Origin of the sequence: Bacillus sp. FSL K6-1218 (assembly GCF_038006445.1) — a bacterium.
In the GTDB taxonomy this organism is placed as follows: domain Bacteria; phylum Bacillota; class Bacilli; order Bacillales; family Bacillaceae_G; genus Bacillus_A; species Bacillus_A thuringiensis_S.
The window spans coordinates 3436778-3451229 of the sequence record NZ_JBBOVE010000001.1 but is presented as its reverse complement, the minus strand read 5'-3'; the positions used below and the strand labels follow the sequence as shown (position 1 = coordinate 3451229).

Below are 14452 nucleotides of genomic sequence, written 5' to 3'. Positions count from 1 at the left end.
TTAATCTAACTCCCCGATAAACGTAATCTCTTTTTCATAGCATTCATCTACATCATAAATAATTTCTTGAAAGTGAAGCGTTTTGAAGGAATGACAAACTGAAATTTCCCATGTCTCCCAAAAATCAATTTCATTTGAAAGAAGAATCCATTTTTGAAATTCACTATCTCTATTAAAGAAATTATGAAAGTAGTCCTCATTTTTAAATATAATGATTTGCGAATCCCACAAATTATTTATAGAAATTAAAACAACAACTCGATATGTATGTGTATCGCTCGGTTTCATATTTATTAAATGATTTGCTTGATTTAATAGGGTTTGAATACATAATCGCTTTACTTTTCTAGGTGTTTTACAAGAGTCAATAAAAGCTTGCGAAACTGGCAATAGCATATTCCAATATTCATCGTTATAGAAAGTAGAAGGGAACGTTTTTGTATGTTCCTCAATTCGCTTTATCATAGTGTTTGTTTTTCGTTTCATACCACGTATTTTCTTTTCACGCATTGTGAGTCATCTCCATAAATTTTTGTAATGCAGCAGAGTAAAACATATCTTTTCTAGTAATAAAAGTAGTAGGAACTTTTTTGAAGCTATTTGGTAAAGGGTTGAATGATATGTCATGTTGATGACCATTTAAAATAGACTTCATCATAATTGCTATGCCCATACCTGATTTTACACATGCGAGTATCGCTTCAATTGTTCCAAACTCTAATACACGCTTAGGTGAAATTCCTTCTTCTTGAAGCCAATCTTCTAATAAATTTCTATAATAGCACCCGTGACTAAATGCAAGTAAATTCATGTCTCCTATGTCTTTAAAGGAAGATAAAGGCTTTTTGCTAATGAGAACTAATTCTTCTTCACGAAATATATTTGTATGAAGTTCAGCATGCTGAGTAGAGCCAGCTATAAACGCTCCGTCCAGTTTTCGTTCTAATACAAGCCTAATCAATTGTTCCGTCGTATTTGATTCTAAAATCAATTCGACTTTTGGGTATTTCTCATAATAGGCCGTTAATATAGATGGAAGTCTTACAGCGGTTGTAGATTCTGTACATCCAATTTTTAAAGTGCCTCTTGGTTCGATCCCATTACTTTGAACTGCTTTAACAGATTGATCCATTAAGTAGATAATTTGTTTGGCGTATATTAATAAAATCTCACCGTTAGAAGTTAAAGTTACACCTTTTCCGTTTCGGTAAAATAAAGGCACACCTAATTCGTTTTCTAGTTGTTTCATACGCATTGTTACGCCAGACTGTACATAGTTTAAATTTTTAGCTGCGTGAGATATGTTTTTTTCTTTCGCAACTTCGTAAAATACAGTTAAATCTTTTATATCCAAGTATCATCCCTCCAGAAAAGATATCATTTTTTTTGATGGATTACATGATAAATCTTTATTTTATATGATATCAGAACTTTTATACAATGAAAGGGGATGGAGGGATTATTGTGTTAATGGAAGAAAGGGTGAATAGTACTTATAAGTGGGTTATGTTAATTTTTGCGACGGTTGCTCAAACAACAGCGACACTTATAACGTATGGTGTTGGAGCGTTTGCTTTATTTTGGAAAGAAGAATATGTACTTACGAATACGGAGATTGGATTGTTAGTAAGTGTTGTAAATATAGGACCGCTATTTTGTATGCTTTTTGTCGGGCGGCTACTTGATCAATACAATGAAAAGTTGTTAATTTCGATAAGTTCATTTTTACTAGGAGGTTCGTTTTTACTGACTAATATGGTCAATGGATTTAATGGGTTACTCTTTGTACTTTTATTAGTAGGAACGTTTTATAGTGTTTCGCAGCCAGGAGGAAGTAAGGTGATAATGAAGTGGTTCCCGAAAGAAAATCGTGGGTTAGCGATGGGGATTAGACAAGCAGGTATACCGATTAGTGGTACGTTAGTGGGAGTATTGATCCCGTTTCTTACAATGAAATATAACATGGCTTATGCGGTAAATAGTATTGCATGCATTTGTATAATTGGAGGGTTTTTATTTTTTATATTTTATAAGGAACCATATATTCAAGAGAAAGTTAAACAAGAACGTATTAAACTTTCTTTTTGGATGCAGTTAAAAGAAGTGATGTGTAAAAAAGAGTTGTATGCAATTTATATAACTGGCATTTGTATGATTTCATTGCAAATGGTGTTAGTTGCACACTTTATAAAATTTTTAGTATTGGAACAATCAATCACGCCAATTTTAGCTGGAAAAGTATTTTCCGTTATGTTCTTTTCTGGAATGGTTGGTAGGGTTATATTAGCAGCTACTAGTGATTTGTTTTATAAGGGAAATCGGCGCACCCCTTTATTTATAACTGTTTGTATTTCTATTCTCTTCATTCTAATATTAGTAATGAGCATACATACAATAACGAATGTATTGTATGGTGTAAGTGCATTGTTAGGGTTCTTTTCGATTGGATGGTTTAGTCTTTTTATAGCTGAAGTTGCAGAATCAGCAAGTGAAGAATCGGTAGGGATGAAAGTGAGTTTTGCACTTACATTAAATCAAATTGCCATTATTGTTGCACCTGCTTTATTTGGTTATATTGTAGATAAGAAGGGATATACGTATGCGTGGTTATGCATAGTGGTATTACTAACTATTTCAGCGGTTAGCTTATATAGGAATTATAGAAAATAAAAGAATGTTAGCAATGTAAATTTTTTATGAAGAAAGTCTAAAGAAATGTTGAATGAGCGACATTTCTTTTTTTATTTGTTGTATAATCAAAATGTAAATGAGATTCGTTTTCAATTTCGTTCATTACCTATTTTGAAATTACCTGTAATTTTAGCCATAATTAGCTGTTTTTCTTTATCGTTATTTGCGTGATTTATTTTATTTAAAAATTTTTCAGCATCATTTCCTTTTAATATTATAATTTATTTTCCGTAATATTCAATTAATAACATGTTGTTTTTTGTTATCCGATAATGAAACATCTTATCATCTAAACGATTGCGTTTATCGGTGTTTTTCATATAACATCTCCATTCTTTTTAGTATGTAACAAATGTTACAAAAGAATTTGAAATTATAGTGTAATGCATCCGATTGTATGTTGGAAATTTTGCAAGAAAGAAATACAATAGAGAGTAGTCAAAATTGAAAATGAGAAAAAGGAATCTAGTTTTAACAGAGTGAATATTAAATAATATTATAATATACTTGATAATTAAAAGATATAAAATAGAATGGATACACGTTAAGTGAAACTAGATAAAAGAGGGTTCCTAGTATGTTAAAGAAATGGTTAATCATTTTCTTTATTTTTGCTGTTTTTTGTGGAAGTGTTGTTACACTGATACATGCAAATAAAGGAAAAAAATATGATGCAAAGGCATTTTCTAATGTAAATAGTAAGCAAAAAGATGTTAAGCAGGAAGTTGATGCGAATGAAAAAAAGCGTTATGAAATTGCAGCTGGAAAACTAGACCAGTACTTAAAAGATAAAGGATTTAATGGGAGTGTTCTTGTAGCAAGTAAAGATCATGTCATTTTACGAAAAGGCTACGGTTATGCGAATGTGAAAGATCAAGTATTAACAACTCCAAGAACGAAATATCGCATTGGGTCTATTACGAAAACAGTTGTTGCAATATCTATTATGCAACTAAAAGAAAAAGGGAAGTTGAACATTGAAGACAATGTAAATAAATATATCCCATCGTTTCCGGCAGATAAAAACATTACGTTACGAAATTTGTTAACACATACGTCTGGATTACCAGAACAGGGACAAGGTAGTGTTGACGCAGCATCACGGTTAAAATTAGTAACGTGGATTGGGGCACAAACGTTACAATTTCCAGCAGGGACAGGATGGAAATATACAGATTATAATTATATGGTGCTTGCATATATTGTAGAAAAAATATCGAATAAACCACTTGCTAAATATGTGAAAGAAAATATTTTGACTCCTGTTGAAATGCATGAATCTGGAATGGGCGCAACACTTCCAGAAGATATTTTCTTAGCAGAAGGGTATACAAAAAAAGATAATAAGTTAATAGCCACACCTCGCTTAAAAATGAACTGGCTGTATGGTTGTGGTGAAATGTATACGACTGTTGAAGATATGAAAAAGTTAGATGAAGCTATTATGGATGGTAAACTACTTTCTAAACAAAGTGTATCAGATATGTTTTCTGCATCACCTGCAAGAAAATATGGATTTAGTTTCTATATTTACCCAGACTATTATCATAACCACGGTGTATTAGCTGGCTGGAACACTTTTAATAATTTTAACTGGGATAAACGAACGTTTGTCATATTATTTTCTAACGTCCAAAATGGTATGAATGATGCATTTAATCAAGAATTTAGGAAAATGGCGAATGATTTAATAGAAGGAAAATAATTATAAAAAATCGGTATTGATATGTAATTATCAATACCGATTTTTTTATTTTGTAAAGTTTTACTTACTGCCCACAAATAGCGGGATAAATAGGTAAGAAAGGTGATTGGCATTTGAATAAATCAAAATAGGTAGTTAAATGCTAAGTAATGCAAAGAATAATTGGTAATTTTTACATTGATAAAAAAGCTTGAGCTTCACACTATGTGAAGCTTTACATTATTGGAGACAAGAACAGGAGGTTGAAAAAATGAAAAAAGCAATAAAGTTTTGTTTAATAGCTACATTATCTACAACGATTATTAGTGGATGCTCTTTTGAGGGTAACAATGAAAATGTTAAAGGGAAAGAAGGAGAAAAAGTAGAGGTACAGAAAAATGCTGGGAAATATACGATGCCAGATGAAAAAGATAAACATGAAGGTACATGGCTGCAATGGCCACATGAATACACATATGGTGAAGAGTATAAGCAGGAAGTTGAACCTATTTGGGTTAAGATGGCAAGTGCTTTAACTGAGGGAGAGAAAGTCCACATTGTTGCATATGACCAGGAAGACAAGAAGAGAATCAATAAGCTTTTAACAGATGAAGGGTTAAATATGGAGAAGGTTGATTTCTTTATCGCGCCTACTGATGATGTATGGGCAAGAGATAGTGGACCAATTTTTGTTTATGACAATAATAAAAATTTAAAAATATTAGACCCGGCATTTAATGGATGGGGAAAGAAAACGCCTTACAAAAATGATGCTCGAATACGAGAGAATGTCAGTAAACAATCAGGAATTGAAAGAATTGATTGGGGGAAATTTGTACTTGAAGGTGGCGCAATTGAATTAGATAGCAATGGGACTGCGTTATTAACTAGAAGTGCAGTAACGAATAAAAATAGAAATCCTAATTTATCAGAAAAGGAAATTGAAAAATATATAAGTGACCTTGGGGTGTCAAACTTTATTTGGTTAGACGGAGTACCTAATTTAGATATTACGGACTTTCATATTGATGGATTTGCTAAATTCCATAATAAATCTACCATTGTAACGATGAAAGAAGATGACCTAGCTGAATGGGGTTTATCTAATAAAGATATGGATACATTGTTAGATGCCAAAAATGCTTCAGGACAGAAATATAAGTATGAATACTTGCCGCTTAGTAAAGAAAAGGTTGCTTTAGAAAATGGAAAAACTCTCAATTATAAGGGATCGTATATCAATTATTATATTGGGAATACAGTTGTATTAGTGCCTCATTATAATGATCCGAATGATAAAATCGCAAACGATACGATTCAGAAGTTATACCCAGATCGTAAAGTAGTCGGTATTGATGTGAGAGAGCTGTATAAAAACGGCGGTATGATTCATTGTGTGACGCAACAACAACCCGTTAGTTTGAATTAGTAAGTGGAAATAGAATTATCGGCAGGGATATCCCATAGTCGAAATTTTGGCTAGGTGACATCTTTTTTTATCTGTATAAAAGGGAGTATTGGCGTTGAAAGAAATTATCTTAATTAGCTTCATAATGATTGGATTTATGATTCTAGTATTTAATTGTATACTTTCATAATTTAAAAGATAAAAATGGGAAGGGAATTTTGTAGTAGGACCCATTACAATCATCAAAAATTTATATGTTGAATTCTTGTTAAGAGTCCATTTCTGGCTCAATGACGGCTTTATAATATTTCTCCATGCTATAATCCATTCATGAAATTTACATGTTGCATGAGTTGTAATGAAAAAAGGCATGAATTGAGAAATAGTTATGTAACTACGATATAAAAAGTGAGGTAAATAATATGGAACAAAAACATAATGGCATTATTTTTACTGCAATACCAGACGAATCGAATGAATATTATCAACCATTTTATGAAGACTTGATTTACTTTAATGAATGTTTAAATGAAAAGAAATCAATTGCGGATCAACTTATATCTTTATCTGTTGAAGAACAAGACTTTCATACGAGCTGTTTTGAGTATGATGATATTTGGCTAAGAGATGTTGCACCGGTTGTCACAAATCATCTAGTTAAATTTAAATATCGACCAAATTATTTGCCAGATGATCAAGGGCGATATTTAGATCAACAATTTAATAAATGGTTGAAAAAGAATGACTTTGAATATGTAAAATCCCCATTAATATTAGATGGTGGTAATCTTATTTGGAATAAAAAAGATACTGTAATATTAACAGAACGCATATTTGATGATAACGATGATTGGACAGAAGAGGAAATTATTGAGCAGTTAGAATGGGATTTAGATGTGAGCCGAGTTATTATTATTCCTGCTGAAGAAGGGGATGTACTAGCACACGCAGACGGAATGGTTAAATTTATTGATGAACATACAATGTTTATAAGTGATTTTTTAGGGGATCATGAATTTACATATAGTGTTCAAGAGATTATTAAAGAACAAATGCCAGAAGCTGAATTTATAGTTGTTCCTTCATCATATACAGAGAAAGGACAATATGATCAAGAGATAGCATCGGCAAAAGGGTTGTATATAAATATGTTAGAATCATGTGATGCTCTTTATGTTCCTAAGTTTGGACTAGCTAAAGATGAGGAAGTTTTACGATATATTCAACAGTATACGGAGAAACAAGTTATTCAAATTCATGTAGGAGAAATATCAACAATGGGGGGCGCGATGAATTGTTTAACGTGGTATTGTCCAAGTCATTTGTTACCTTCGAAAATGAGAAGATTGAAAAATCAGAATGGAAATTTTTCAATGAAGAAGATTTTTGATTGGTTTTAATAAATAAGTAATGAAAAGAAAATATATTCAAGGAGTATTGATATGTATACCATCGCTGAGTTTTCTCGGATTTGTAAAATGAGTACGCGGATGTTAAGACATTATGACAAAGAGGAGATATTAAAACCGGCATATGTGAATCCGGTTAATGGGTATAGGTATTATGAACAAGAGCAACTGGAAGTAGCGCTGAAAATAAAAAAGCTAAGGGAGTATAAATTTCCTCTTCCAAAAATTAAAATTGTTTTGCAGTCATCGGATCAAGATTCGTTTGTTCAACATATACAATCACAAATTATCGAGTTGTCTCAGGAAGTGAAGCAAAATTTACAGGTTATTTCAGAAATGAATGAAATGGTAATGGTGAATAGTAGTCTAAATATTGCTCGCCATAGAAGTTACGATATATTAATGGGAATGAGGAACGAAGTAACGTTAATTACTCAAAGAGTAAAAATAGATATAGATGATATGGATGATTATTTTTATGACTTATATGAAGAGGTACAAAAAAATAACTTTCAAATAGTTGGTTCTCCATCTGCAGTCTTTTATGATGAAGAATATATTCCAAGTAACAGTGATATTGAGTTAAGAATTCCGGTTATGCAGGGGAATGATGAAGACGTAGCACAAGAGTATGAAATGAAACAACTAAGTCCACATCATATCGTTACTACTATGCATTATGGAAGTTACGACTATATAGGTTACGCTTATATAGCGTTAGAAGAATGGATTGAAAGAAATGGGTATGTAATAATTAATTCGCCATATGAGGTTTATATAAAGGGACCTGAATGTGATTGTTTAGCAGAAGAGTATGTGACACAAATTTGTTTTCTAGTTACGAAAATAGAATGAGAATAAGGATTGACATTAACATTATGTCAATCCTTATTCTATGTATGAAAGCAATTTATCATAATAAAAAGGAGAAGTAAAGAATCACCTTATAAAGTTGCTACAAGTAAATGAAGATATTCCTGTTGACCTTAACACGATGTCAAAGTATAGACTGTACGTACATTCATATAAGGGGTGAACACGTATGAGAAATATAGAGAATAGTTTGTTTTATATGCCTGCGGAATGGGAGAAACATGAAGGTACATGGCTCCAATGGCCACATGATAAAGCACATAGGGGTGAAGGCTACAGAGCTAAGTTAGATGATATTTGGATATCGATGGCAAAGGAGCTTCACTATGGAGAAAATGTCCATATTGTTGTATGTGATGAAGAAGAGAAAATACATGTCCAATCGAAGTTAATTGAAGCTAATGTAAATATGGATAAAATTGATTTCTTAATTCAAGAAACTGATGATATTTGGATACGAGATAACGGACCAATCTTTGTAACGGATAAGGAAGGGAATCGCTGCCTAACGCACTGGATATTTAATGGTTGGGGAAATAAATATCCGTACGAAAAAGACGCTAATATTCCGAATAAAATAAGTGAAATGTATCGTATTCCAAAAGTTGAATCTAGTGTCTGTCTAGAGGGTGGGGGAATTGAGATAAACGGAAACGGGACCTTAATGGCGGCGAAAACGTCTATTATAAATGAAAATCGAAATCCCACACTAAGTCAGAAAGAAATTGAAATGGAGTTAACGAAATATTTAGGAGTAACAAATTTTATATGGATAACTGGTATACGCGGAGAAGATAATTATGATGAAGATACGGATTATCATATTGATGGCGCGGCACGGTTTGTAAATGAAAATACGATACTGTATGAATATGATCCTTTCGATGAAGGAGAGCCATACCTTTTGGAGGCGTACGAAAAGCATTATCAAGAATTACGGCAAGCGAAAAATATAGATGGAAAGCCATTTCAGCTCATTCCAGTACCAGTAACAAGAAAAGTGGTAAAAGAAGCAGATTGTAAAGGATCGTACTTAAATTTTTACATTGGTAATGAAGTTGTATTGGTACCTATATACGGTGATGAACATGATAAATTAGGGCTTCAAATCATTGAAGGTCAATTTCCAGGGAGAAGAATTGTTGGTATATATGTTAACGAATTGTATGCATACGGTGGTATGATTCATTGTGTGACGCAGCAGCATATAGAATAGAGTAATTCAAATAAAAAGCATGCAGAGCATATACTCTGCATGCTTTTTATAATGTTGAAAACTCCTCAACAAGTTGAGTGAATTGTTTCAATGCACTTTCAATCGGTTCTGGCGTTGTTAAATCGACGCCAGCTTTTTTCAATAAGTTTAATGGGTAGTCTGAACTTCCGCCTTTCAGGAATTCAATATAATTTTTCTGGGCATTCGGATCACCGCTTAATAGTTTATCAGCGATTTGAATGGCAGATGCGAATCCAGTTGCATATTTGTATACGTAAAACGGGCGATAGAAATGAGGGATTCTAGCCCATCCGTATTTTACTTCTTCATCAAATACAAGTGAATCACCGTTATATTCTTTAAATAGCTTTTCATAAATTTCACTGAAGACTTGTGCATGTAATGGTTTACCTTGTTCAGCCATTTCATGTGTGATTTTTTCAAATTCTGCAAACATAATTTGTGTAAAGAAAGTACCTTTAAATTTCTCAATAAAATGGTTAACTAAATGGTTACGCACGTTCGTATCTTTTGCTTCTTTTAATAAATAGTGAATTAATAACACTTCATTTACTGTAGAAGCGACTTCTGCGACAAAGATAGAATAATGTGCAGAAATTCTTGGTTGGTATCCATGTGAATAGTGCGTATGCATACCGTGACCGCATTCATGAGTAAGAGTGAACAGGCTGTTTAAATCATCGTGATGATTTAAAAGAATGAAAGGATGAACGCCGTATACACCGAAGTTATAAGCACCAGAACGTTTCCCTGGTGTTTCTCTTACGTCTATATATCTTTTATCTTTAAAACTTTTTAATGTCTCAATATATTCTTCTCCTAAAGGAGCTAGTGATGCAATCATAATGTCAAATGCTTCACTATATGGGATGTCTTGTTTTACACCTTCTACTAAATCGACGCCTAAGTCGTATTGTCTTAGTTCATCTACGTTTAATTTTTCTTTTCGAATTTCATTGTATGTATGTAATGTTTGAATGTTTTTTTTCGTTGTATCAATTAGGTTTTCATATACTTCTTTCGGAACCATATCGCCAAATAATGATTTCTCTAGCGCTGATGGATAGTTTCTTAATTTCGAAACAGTAACATTATTTTTAATAGCAGCGGATAAAGTAGATGCGATGGAATTCTTTAACTGAACATATGGTTTGTAATATGCTTTATAAGCTTCTTTACGCTTTTCACGATTCGTATCTTCTATTAACTTTGCATACATTCCGCGTGTTAAGTTCACTTTTTCTCCATCGTCAGTCGTCACTTCACCAAATAATATATCTGCATTATTTAACATACCAAATGTGTGCTGTGGAGAAGAAAGAGCTTCACCCATTTGTGATAAAATTTCTTCTTGGTCCTTATTTAATACGTGTTTTTTATAACGGTATAATTCAAATAAGTCTTCTTTATAATATTGTAAGCCTTCTGTTTCTTCTATGTAAGAATGTAATGTGTTTTCGTCTATGCTAAGTAAGAAGGGGGAAAAGAAAGATTTCGCTGCACTTACTTTCACGTGTAATTGTGATACTTTATCGACAAGAGATTGCGCGTCAGTATCGCGTGTATCAAGGTCAGATTGTAATCGTGCATAAGCGAACATTAAAGATAGTATGCTAGAAACTTCTTCACTCTTCGTTAAATAAGCTAATAAACTATTGCCATCGTGAATATTTCCATTAAACTCGTGTAATTCCTTCGTTAATACTTCAATTTTATGAAAATCACTTTCCCAATCTTCAATTGTATGGTAAATGTCTGTTAAATCCCATTTTTCTATATCAGCTACTTGTAATCGATCTTTAAGTTCTGTCATAATCATTTCCTTTCTAAACATGTAGTTATATTTCTATATAACTATGAAATACAACAAATTGCAAAAAATCCCTGCTGAAAATTGAAAAGCCCTGCTAAAATAACAAGGCTTACTTACTTACTTATAGTGTAATTCCGAATTTTGAATGTAAAAGGTTTGTATATTGCATGTCTGTAACGGTTTCTTTCGCTTTTTTACCATTTTTTGCTACTGTAAGGCTATCTTTCGTTAAAGAGGCATGCCCATCTTCAGTTAGTTTTACAATAAGAGGTACTTTATTAAAGGGTGATCCTTCATGTTCAATGATAATTTTTTGTGCTGTATTTGCTTTTTCTTCATCCACTTCTTCTATATAAAATGCATAGCCTAACGTCCAATCATCAGCAGAAGATTGATCCAAGAACTCATTGTTTTTCCGCATCTCTAAAATGTAGTTTCCCTTTTCGGTCATTTCTTTACGAATACGATAATCTCCTGTAATAGAGTGAATGACTTCACCTGAGAAAGGGACAGGGGCAAGAGGTAAGTATGATCCGAATCCTACTTCAATTAAATAAAGTTCATTATGATGTGTTAAAACGGTTGCGATATGGCCAGAATCAACAGCCCACATGGAGTTTGCAGCGTTATAAACTGTTCCTGAAACGAGATGAACATCGAATCCAGAATCTTTCAGGAAGTAATACATAGTAGGGTTGAGTTCATAACAAAGACCGCCACGGTTATTTACTAAAATTTTCTCTTTCAAATTTTCTTTTGATATTTCTTTAAAATTCTTTTCGAGAATATTTAAGTTTTCAAAAGGAACAGTTTGTGCCATTGCGTACATAATGTTAGATAAATCTTCAAATGAAACTGTGTCTTTTTCTTCTATATGTAATCGTGCGAAAAATTGTTTTTGAAAGTCTGTCATCGAAATCCCTCCGTTAAGCTTTTATAGGTAAATTGTAAACAATCTTGAATAGGATGTGAAATTAAAACTACGTTGAATATTTGAAATTAGATTAAAAATAATATGAGAGAGTGAGAGATTGCTACTTTACTAACGGTGGGACGAATATTATAATAATTCTGATAAACTATGCAAACGCTTTCTTGGAAGGGGATGGTGTACAGATGTTTAAAAGAATAACAATAGTCGGATTGTCAGTTGTTATGTTTTTACCTAGTATATATGAGGGGAGTAAAGCATATGCAGACACAGTTAACAATGGAACGTTAATGCAGTATTTTGAGTGGTATGCTCCGAATGATGGGAATCATTGGAATCGTTTGCGTACTGATGCTGAAAATTTAGCGGAAAAAGGAATTACATCTGTTTGGATACCACCTGCATATAAAGGAACTACGCAAAATGACGTAGGATATGGAGCATATGATTTATATGATCTGGGGGAATTCAATCAAAAGGGAACAGTGCGGACGAAATATGGGACGAAAGCACAATTGAAATCTGCAATTGACGCTTTACATAAGAAAAACATCGATGTATACGGTGATGTAGTTATGAATCATAAAGGTGGGGCTGATTATACAGAAACTGTCACAGCAGTTGAGGTAGACCCGAGCAATCGGAATATTGAAGTATCAGGTGATTATGAAATTAGTGCGTGGACGGGATTTAACTTTCCAAGGCGTGGAGATTCTTATTCTAATTTCAAATGGAAATGGTATCATTTTGACGGAACGGATTGGGATGAAGGAAGGAAATTAAACCGAATTTATAAATTTAGGGGCATAGGTAAAGCATGGGACTGGGAAGTGTCTAGCGAGAATGGGAATTATGATTATTTGATGTATGCGGATCTTGATTTTGATCATCCAGATGTTGCGAATGAAATGAAAAAATGGGGAACGTGGTATGCGAATGAATTAAATTTAGATGGTTTTCGTTTAGATGCTGTTAAACATATTGATCATGAATATTTGCGCGATTGGGTAAATCACGTTAGACAGCAAACAGGGAAAGAAATGTTTACAGTAGCTGAATATTGGCAAAATGATATCCAGACTTTAAATAATTATTTAGCGAAGGTTAATTATAATCAATCTGTGTTCGATGCACCACTTCATTATAATTTTCATTATGCTTCAACAGGAAATGGAAATTATGATATGAGAAATATTTTAAAAGGAACGGTAGTTGCGAATCATCCTACACTTGCGGTTACTCTAGTTGAAAATCATGATTCACAGCCTGGTCAGTCATTGGAATCTGTAGTGAGCCCTTGGTTCAAGCCGCTGGCATATGCATTTATTTTAACGCGTGCAGAGGGGTATCCTTCTGTTTTCTATGGTGATTACTATGGTACAAAAGGAAATAGTAACTATGAAATTCCAGCGTTAAAGGACAAAATTGATCCGATTTTGACGGCACGAAAAAACTTTGCATATGGTACGCAGCGTGATTATTTTGATCATCCAGATGTGATTGGCTGGACAAGAGAAGGTGATAGTGTACATGCTAATTCTGGTTTAGCGACGTTAATCTCTGATGGACCAGGAGGGACAAAGTGGATGGATGTTGGAAAGAATAACGCAGGGGAAGTATGGCACGATATTACGGGTAATCAAACAAATACTGTAACAATTAATAAGGATGGGTGGGGGCAGTTCCAAGTAAGTGGAGGATCAGTTTCTATATATGTTCAGCAGTAATTTGGTGATGAAAAAGAAGAGGTAGACTGAAATATAAGTCTTCCTCTCCTTTTATATTGCGCATATTAATTTTTTCTGAATCTTTATTGTAATAAAAGAGCTAGTCGACCTTTATTACAACAAGAGAGGCATTGGAATATATAATGTCACCCGTGGCTTCTCTTATTCGTACTCGAAGAACATCCCCTTGATTTAAAGATAGTAAATCAGTTCTGGCGGATGTAGCTCTTACCCCAGAACCACCACCAACTCGCGTTTCAATTGCGAATTGAATGGAATCGTTTATTGTAAGATTTAATATACTAGACGATACAGCTTCTATAATTTTTCCTCAGCAAATATAGGTCTAGTTTAAGTGATATTGAAGCGTATAGTTACGTACTACTTAAGTATGACACCTTTACTTCTCACGTAACATATAGTATGATGATTTCAATAAATTAGATTTCAATGACTATAATATAAATTAATGAGAGGTGCTTTTTGTGAGTGCGGTAGGTACTAAATAGGAAAAATTTAATGAAATAAGTCAGATAAGAACAGGGGATTTTTATGTATACCATACCCCTAACTTTGTCATGGATTTATTTCGATACCTATGAAGATACCTACAATACTTTATAAAGCGTGTAATAAGGGACTGCCATCTATTTTTTATGGCTTATTTCCTCATATGTTA

The 14452-nt window shown here is 33.1% G+C and carries 12 protein-coding genes and 1 pseudogene; 7 read left to right on the top strand and 6 right to left on the bottom strand.

All coding sequences use genetic code 11. From position 1 onward, the window contains the following. The gene (locus MHI26_RS17600) at nt 1-510 is read right to left on the bottom strand and encodes a DUF3916 domain-containing protein (protein WP_061666696.1); all 510 of its coding nucleotides are present in this window, start codon (nt 508-510) and stop codon (nt 1-3) included. Continuing rightward, nucleotides 503-1354 (bottom strand): LysR family transcriptional regulator, encoded by an 852-nt coding sequence (locus MHI26_RS17595; RefSeq protein WP_061666697.1) that lies wholly within the window; start codon nt 1352-1354, stop codon nt 503-505. Before MHI26_RS17595 ends, MHI26_RS17600 begins: the two co-directional genes overlap by 8 nt. Nucleotides 1355-1440: 86 nt before the next feature. Here MHI26_RS17595 and MHI26_RS17590 point away from each other — a divergent pair, with 86 nt between their 5' ends. Continuing rightward, nucleotides 1441-2670, top strand: a complete 1230-nt coding sequence (locus tag MHI26_RS17590) for an MFS transporter (protein ID WP_061666698.1) — start codon at nt 1441-1443, stop codon at nt 2668-2670. Between the two features lie 110 nt (nt 2671-2780). On the opposite strand, the gene MHI26_RS17585 is transcribed toward MHI26_RS17590, so the two are convergent. Beyond that, a complete protein-coding gene (locus MHI26_RS17585; protein WP_308201943.1) occupies nt 2781-2912 on the bottom strand; it encodes an ABC transporter ATP-binding protein in 132 nt (43 codons plus the stop codon). Nucleotides 2913-3268: 356 nt separating this feature from the next. Here MHI26_RS17585 and MHI26_RS17580 point away from each other — a divergent pair, with 356 nt between their 5' ends. From MHI26_RS17580 to MHI26_RS17560, 5 genes are all read left to right on the top strand, one after another. Continuing rightward, entirely contained in the window at nt 3269-4396 is a 1128-nt protein-coding gene (locus tag MHI26_RS17580) for a serine hydrolase domain-containing protein (protein WP_000915171.1), read from the top strand. A 250-nt stretch (nt 4397-4646) separates the two neighbouring features. Next, nucleotides 4647-5804 (top strand): agmatine deiminase family protein, encoded by a 1158-nt coding sequence (locus MHI26_RS17575; protein ID WP_061666699.1) that lies wholly within the window; start codon nt 4647-4649, stop codon nt 5802-5804. A 401-nt stretch (nt 5805-6205) separates the two neighbouring features. Beyond that, nucleotides 6206-7183: an agmatine deiminase family protein gene (locus MHI26_RS17570; protein WP_000435521.1), complete on the top strand. Its 978-nt coding sequence runs from the start codon at nt 6206-6208 to the stop codon at nt 7181-7183. Nucleotides 7184-7225: 42 nt separating this feature from the next. Beyond that, on the top strand, nt 7226-8047 hold the full coding sequence (locus tag MHI26_RS17565) for a MerR family transcriptional regulator (RefSeq protein ID WP_000287984.1): 822 nt from the start codon (nt 7226-7228) through the stop codon (nt 8045-8047). Between the two features lie 187 nt (nt 8048-8234). After that, entirely contained in the window at nt 8235-9281 is a 1047-nt protein-coding gene (locus tag MHI26_RS17560; RefSeq protein WP_001244183.1) for an agmatine deiminase family protein, read from the top strand. Nucleotides 9282-9327: 46 nt separating this feature from the next. Here MHI26_RS17560 and pepF read toward each other — a convergent pair whose 3' ends face one another. Beyond that, nucleotides 9328-11115, bottom strand: coding sequence for an oligoendopeptidase F (pepF, locus tag MHI26_RS17555; protein WP_061666700.1), 1788 nt, complete (start codon nt 11113-11115; stop codon nt 9328-9330). 121 nt (nt 11116-11236) lie between these two features. Beyond that, a complete protein-coding gene (locus tag MHI26_RS17550) occupies nt 11237-12028 on the bottom strand; it encodes an arylamine N-acetyltransferase family protein (protein ID WP_061666701.1) in 792 nt (263 codons plus the stop codon). Nucleotides 12029-12231: 203 nt separating this feature from the next. On the opposite strand from MHI26_RS17550, the gene amyS reads away from it, so the two are divergent. Beyond that, a complete protein-coding gene (amyS, locus tag MHI26_RS17545) occupies nt 12232-13773 on the top strand; it encodes an alpha-amylase (RefSeq protein ID WP_061666702.1) in 1542 nt (513 codons plus the stop codon). 100 nt (nt 13774-13873) lie between these two features. Here amyS and betA read toward each other — a convergent pair. Then, nucleotides 13874-14098, bottom strand: a pseudogene (betA, locus tag MHI26_RS17540) (collagen-like exosporium glycoprotein BetA); the annotation flags it as partial. Between the last annotated feature and the right edge of the window lie 354 nt (nt 14099-14452).

Excerpts from the sequence above, each read along its gene's own strand:
- MHI26_RS17600 (WP_061666696.1), bottom strand. The coding sequence starts at position 510 with ATGCGTGAAAAGAAAATACGTGGTATGAAACGAAAAACAAACACTATG.
- MHI26_RS17590 (WP_061666698.1), top strand. The coding sequence starts at position 1,441 with ATGAAAGGGGATGGAGGGATTATTGTGTTAATGGAAGAAAGGGTGAAT.
- MHI26_RS17580 (WP_000915171.1), top strand. The coding sequence starts at position 3,269 with ATGTTAAAGAAATGGTTAATCATTTTCTTTATTTTTGCTGTTTTTTGT.
- MHI26_RS17575 (WP_061666699.1), top strand. The coding sequence starts at position 4,647 with ATGAAAAAAGCAATAAAGTTTTGTTTAATAGCTACATTATCTACAACG.
- MHI26_RS17570 (WP_000435521.1), top strand. The coding sequence starts at position 6,206 with ATGGAACAAAAACATAATGGCATTATTTTTACTGCAATACCAGACGAA.
- MHI26_RS17565 (WP_000287984.1), top strand. The coding sequence starts at position 7,226 with ATGTATACCATCGCTGAGTTTTCTCGGATTTGTAAAATGAGTACGCGG.
- MHI26_RS17560 (WP_001244183.1), top strand. The coding sequence starts at position 8,235 with ATGAGAAATATAGAGAATAGTTTGTTTTATATGCCTGCGGAATGGGAG.
- pepF (WP_061666700.1), bottom strand. The coding sequence starts at position 11,115 with ATGACAGAACTTAAAGATCGATTACAAGTAGCTGATATAGAAAAATGG.
- MHI26_RS17550 (WP_061666701.1), bottom strand. The coding sequence starts at position 12,028 with ATGACAGACTTTCAAAAACAATTTTTCGCACGATTACATATAGAAGAA.
- amyS (WP_061666702.1), top strand. The coding sequence starts at position 12,232 with ATGTTTAAAAGAATAACAATAGTCGGATTGTCAGTTGTTATGTTTTTA.